6 protein-coding genes are annotated in these 5,317 nt (G+C 70.9%); 3 read left to right on the forward strand and 3 right to left on the reverse strand.

Annotated elements, in window-relative coordinates:
• Positions 1-33: 33 nt before the first annotated feature.
• The 3 genes from ACWDX9_RS59330 to ACWDX9_RS59340 form a co-directional block, all read right to left on the reverse strand.
• Positions 34-1,989: an endo-1,3-alpha-glucanase family glycosylhydrolase gene (locus ACWDX9_RS59330; protein WP_449972467.1), complete on the reverse strand. Its 1,956-nt coding sequence runs from the start codon at positions 1,987-1,989 to the stop codon at positions 34-36.
• A gap of 206 nt (positions 1,990-2,195) precedes the next feature.
• On the reverse strand, positions 2,196-2,561 hold the full coding sequence (locus ACWDX9_RS59335; RefSeq protein ID WP_449972470.1) for an SPW repeat protein: 366 nt from the start codon (positions 2,559-2,561) through the stop codon (positions 2,196-2,198).
• A 285-nt stretch (positions 2,562-2,846) separates the two neighbouring features.
• Positions 2,847-3,206, reverse strand: a complete 360-nt coding sequence (locus ACWDX9_RS59340; protein ID WP_449972473.1) for a winged helix-turn-helix transcriptional regulator — start codon at positions 3,204-3,206, stop codon at positions 2,847-2,849.
• A 109-nt stretch (positions 3,207-3,315) separates the two neighbouring features.
• On the opposite strand from ACWDX9_RS59340, the gene ACWDX9_RS59345 reads away from it, so the two are divergent.
• From ACWDX9_RS59345 to ACWDX9_RS59355, 3 genes are all read left to right on the forward strand, one after another.
• Positions 3,316-3,801, forward strand: a complete 486-nt coding sequence (locus tag ACWDX9_RS59345; protein ID WP_449972476.1) for a luciferase domain-containing protein — start codon at positions 3,316-3,318, stop codon at positions 3,799-3,801.
• Positions 3,802-3,815: 14 nt separating this feature from the next.
• Complete coding sequence (locus tag ACWDX9_RS59350; protein WP_449972479.1) at positions 3,816-4,727, forward strand: NADP-dependent oxidoreductase; 912 nt, start codon at positions 3,816-3,818, stop codon at positions 4,725-4,727.
• A gap of 34 nt (positions 4,728-4,761) precedes the next feature.
• On the forward strand, positions 4,762-5,317 hold a 556-nt coding region (locus tag ACWDX9_RS59355), incomplete at its 3' end, for a DNA-formamidopyrimidine glycosylase family protein (RefSeq protein ID WP_449972482.1).

The following is a 5,317-nucleotide window of genomic DNA, read 5'->3' on the forward strand; positions in this document are numbered from 1 at the left end:
TCCCCGGGGCACTCGGGGATGCGGCGCGTCGCGTCAGCGTTCGCTCGAGGCCGCGCGGTAGTGCAGGTCCTGCACGTACGGCGTCGCGCTGATCGCGTACGGCGAGACCACCTTCGCCACCACGGCCGAGCTCCTGGTGACCGAGGCAGAAGCGGTGCCCGCCTTCAACGGGAACGTCTTGGCGGACACCCCGGCGGGCGCGTCGTAGGTCTGCGTCGTGCCGCCGATCGTGACGGACACCTTGCCCGCCGCGGTCAGCATGGTGAGCACCTCGACGGTGTCGCGGGCCGCGGTGCTGCCGTCGCGCAGCTTCATGAGCTTGGTCTGCGCGTACGACGGCTCGGCCGCGACCGGCTGGACCCGGTGGGTCAGGTACGCCGTGTCGTTGGTGATCTTCGGGCAGCCGAGCTTGTAGCAGGTCAGGTAATAGGCGCTGATATCCAGATACGTCCAGCCGGCGTTCCTGGAGGGGGCGAACTGGGTGTTCTCCGAGTAGTCGTTCCAGGTGGTGAGCTGCACCCACTCCGCCTTGCCGTCGATGGCCCCCTTCCAGGTGGCCCGCAGGTTCTCGGTGTTGCCCGCCTCGTCGAAGATGCTCTGGTTGGGACGCTCGTCCTGGACGGACACCGGCTGCATCCAGATCTTGCCCATGCCGTGCGCGCGGTCGATGTTCGTCTTCAGCGCGGCGTTGGCCGCGGGGCTGCGGCTGCCCCAGTTCGAGAAGCCGTAGCTGATGGAGGCGAAGGCGTCGCGGTACTTGTTGAAGTCGACGAACGTGGGCACCAGGGCGACCTTGATGCCGTGCTGCGTCTCCATGGTCTTCATCCAGTCCGACCACCAGGCGGGGGTGCGGCCTTCGGCCTTGAAGGGGGCGACGACGAGGCGGTCGTCGGCGAGCCGGTACACCGACGTCGACGCGGCCAGCTTGGCCATGGCGGTGGCGAAGGCCGCGCTGTCCACCGAGGACAGGCCGTTCATGTCCGGCATGAGCACGATCTTGAAGCCGGGGTCCACGGCCTCGGCCGCCTTGACGAGGTTCTGCACCCGCGTCCACTGCGCGCTGGTCACGGAGAGGATGTCGACGGTGAAGCCGTCCAGGCCCGCGGTGATGGCCTGCCGCACCTCGGTCTTGAGGTCGGCCAGCGCGTAGTCGCCCGTGATCGGGTCGCGTCCCAGCGGCCGGTCGCGCAGCAGCCCGCCGTAGGCGGCGTGCTTGCCGCTCTCACCGTCCGGCTTGAGGTAGTTCCTGGCGTAGTAGTCGCCGGCCGGAGCCTGGTTGTCGAGGGAGATCGGATAGGGGCTGAAGTAGTGCGCGAACACCTTCTTGGCCGAGGCCCGCAGCGCCGCGGTGCCCGCCAGGGTGAAGGGCAGCGGCCCGTCGGTCTGTTCTTCCCCGGCGCCCTCGGTGTAGGTGACCGTGAGTTTCGGCCCCCGGTCCCCGCTCTCGCGCGAGGACATCAGGACGGTCGCGGTGGCGTCGGTCCCGGTGAGGGCGAACGCGTACGTGCCGTCGCCCTTGACGGCCGAGGAGACGTCCAGCTTGGCCGTCGCGCCGGTGGTGAAGCCGGTGTGCGAGCCGATGACCGGCGCGCTCAGCGCCGGATGGGTGTTCCAGGTGGTGGCGGCCTCGGTCCAGGCGCCCGTCACCGGACGGACGGAGACGGTGGTGTCCGTCGTTCTCGCCGACACCACGTCCAGCGTGACCTTGACGTCCTCGGCGTCCTGCGGGATGCCGGCGACCTTGAAGCGGGTCAGGGCGGCGCGCTGCCCCGCGGTGGCGCCGCCGCACGCGGTGCCGCAGACGCTCACCCAGGTCGCGGTCGCGAAGCTCTTGGCCGGCTCGGCCTGGCTGACGAACACGTCCTCCGCCGCGGCGAACGTCACGCTGACGGGGGCGACGGCGGACGCCTGCGCGGGGGCCACAGCGGCTGTCCCCAGCATGGCGACGCCCGCCGCCGCCCCCAATAACGTCCGATATCGGTTGGCCATGAAACTCCCTTGCCTAACGGTACGGCCCCGCCTCGGCGGGGCCGTCTTGCACGGCCAAGGATGGATCATGCTCAAGCGTCGGATCCACACTTTTCGGATAACTCACAGGTGCCGGACAGCCGACTGCGTCCCCTTCTCCTCCGGAGGCGGGACGCAGTCGGCGGCGTGCCGCTTCTCGATGCGGACCGGCGGTCCGCCCGGAAGCGTCAACGCCGATGTAGGGACATCGAGCCCAGCATGACGCAGGCCAGGCCGCATGCGACGACGACGATCCCCGTGATGACGTTGTTGATGATCGTGCCGGCGCTGGCTGTGTGCGGCGGCAGCACCCACGGAGCGATGATCGTCCACACTCCGATGACCGGTACGACGAACGCCAGCCCGTGGATCCTGCCGTACGCCGAGGCTATCCCGGCCGCCAGCAGCGCCAGGGCGATACCGGTGATCAGATTGTTGACGGTCAGGGTCGAGCGCCCGAAGAATCCCACCACCCATGGCGAGATGGCTAGATAGAGACCGCTCAGGAATGTCAGCCCGCTGACGGACTGCCCCGACGGGCTCTGCGCAGCCATGTCGTATTGAGCTCGGAGGGCCGCTATGTCCGGGTGCTGACCCATGTCGAGTTTCGGATGGAGTGGACTATCAGCCATGTCCCACACCACCTTCCCCATACCGCGTGGAGGTTTGAATACGTAACCCCTTCCCCCACGGTCACGCCAACGCGCCCACCAGGGTCAACATTTCTCCAAATCACCTGGGGCGCCTATGACGGCGAGCGGCGACCGTCGGCGCAGCCGTCCGCGGCGTCATGGCGGCCGACCGGCCGCGCACGCGTCAGCGCGCGGCGCTGGGCCCGTTCAGGACGCGTCGTAGCGCAGGCGGGCGGCGGCCACGTACTCGCGGTGCTGCTCGGCCCATTCGATGAGCCCGGCGACCTGGGACGACAGCGTCCGTCCGACGGGGGTCAGGTCGTAGTCCACCCGGGGCGGTGAGGTGGGGGTGACGGTGCGCTCCACCAGGCCGTCGCGCTCCAGGCTGCGCAGGGTGAGGGTGAGCATGCGCTGGGAGATGCCCTCGATGGCGCGCTGCAGCTCGGAGTAGCGCTTGGGGCCGCCACCGAGCAGGTCCATCACCAGCACGCTCCATTTGTCCCCGACGCGGTCGAGGATGTCGCGCAACTGGCAACTCGGGTGATGCTCACCGACCGTCTCACGCACATCGGTGTGCCTAACGCGGGTCAAAGTGCCTTCTTCCGTCATGACGGCATTCTGGATCAGACTCGATGCGCGCACAAGAAGTAACCAGCGCACAGAAAGTGCTGTTGTGATGAGCATCGACTTGACCGATCCCCCACCCCGACCCGGTCCTCGCCCGCGGACCACGGGTCGGGAGATCCCGCACGACCAGCTCGACCAGTTCTCCCCGCCGCGCATCAGGGCCGCCCTGGTGGCGGAGGCGCAGGCGCTGGCGGGCGTGTTCACCGGCCCCAGCCAGGTGTCCGAGCCCGCTTCGCTCGCGCTGCGGCTGCGCGACCCGGCCGGGCCGTGGGCGGCGTTCCTGCACCCCAGCCGTGACGAGTTCGGCCACATCCACCGCTCGGGTTTCCTGCACCTCACCGTGCCCGCGCCCCTCATCGATCCGCTCGAACGGGCCGGGTGGATCGAGCCGCATCCGATCAGCCGGCGCCCCGAGTGGCCGGACACGATCGTGATGCTCTACGCCCCGCGCGACGAGGCCGAACTGGCCGTCGCCCGCGCCGTCCTGCGCGCCTCCTGGCGGCAGGCCACCACAGCTTCCACGGAAACGGAGTGATCATCATGCGTGCCATGGCTTTCACCGGCTTCGGCGCCGACCTGGCCGCCACCGACCTGCCCGTGCCGGAACCGGGTCCCGGCGAGGTGCTGGTCCGGGTGCTGGCCTCCTCGGTCAACGGTTTCGACCTGGGCGTGCTGGGCGGCTATCTCAAGGGTGTGTACGACTACGAGTTCCCGGTCGTGCTCGGCAAGGACTTCGCCGGCACCGTGGCGGCCGTCGGCGAGGGCGTGACAGGCCTGACGCCGGGTGCGGACGTGTTCGGCGTGGTCATGCGCCCGACCCTGGGCCAGGGCGGCTTCGCCGAATACGTGGTGGTGAGCGAGCAGTACTTGGCCAGGATCCCCGAAGGGCTCGGCCACACCCGCGCGGGCGTGCTGGGACTGGCCGGGACCGCCGCGCTCGACGCCGTCGACGCCGTCGCCCCGGCACCGGGCGAGACCGTCCTGATCTCGGGCGCGACCGGCGGCGTGGGCGCGTTCGCCATCCAGCTGGCCGCCGCGCGCGGCGCCAGGGTGATCGCCACCGCCAGGCCCGGAGCCGAAGCCGCCTTCGTCACGGGACTGGGCGCCACCTGGGCCGTCGACCACGCCGATCTGCCGGCGCAGGTGGGCGCGATCGCACCGGGCGGGGTGGACGCCGCGCTGCACCTGGCGGGCGACGGCCCGGCGGTCGCCGCCCTGCTGGCCGACGGCGGGCGGCTGGCCTCCACCCTGCACTACGTGCCCGACGAACCCGGCCGCGACCTCAAGGCCACGGCGGTGATGGCCGACCCGACCCCGGACACCCTCGCCCGGCTCGCCGCCGACGCGGTCGCGGGACGCCTGCGCGTGCCGGTGGCCCGCGCCTACCCGCTGGCCGAGGCGCCGCGCGCGGTCTCCGACTTCACCGCCGGCACCGTCGGCAAGCTCGCCGTCACGATCTGAGCGAGTAGGCGGCCCTGGTGGGCAGGGTTTCCCCATGCCGGAACTCCCCGACGTGGAGGGCTTCCGCCAGGTGCTGTCGGAGCACACCGGCGAGCCGATCAGGGCCGTGCGCGTTCGCGACGCCGGGGTCCTGCGCGGCATCGGCGCCCGGCGACTGGCCGCCGCGCTGCGCGGACACCGGTTCGAGCGGCCGCGGCGGCACGGCAAGTGGCTGATCGCGCCCGCCGGCGGGCCGGTGCTGATGCTGCACTTCGGCATGACCGGCTCGCTGTCCTGGCACTCCCCCGAGGAGCCGTGGCACCGGCATGACCGGGTCGTCTGGCAGTTCGACGACGGGGAGCTGCGCTATCGCGACATGCGCAAACTCCAGGGCATCCGCCTCGCCGCCGACGAGGGCCAGGCCGAGCGGGTGCTCGGCGGTCTCGGCCCGGACGCGCGCGAGGTGTCGTACGCGTGCTTCGCCAGGCTGCTGTCGGGCCGCCGGGGACGGCTCAACCGCCCCGTTCTCGGTGACGTAGAGGGCGGTCACGGGGTAGTCGCGGGCGAGCCGCAGGAGCAGGTCGGACAGCCCGCTCTCGTCGATCTCCCAT

The sequence above is a fragment of the Nonomuraea sp. NPDC003201 genome (assembly GCF_053590415.1).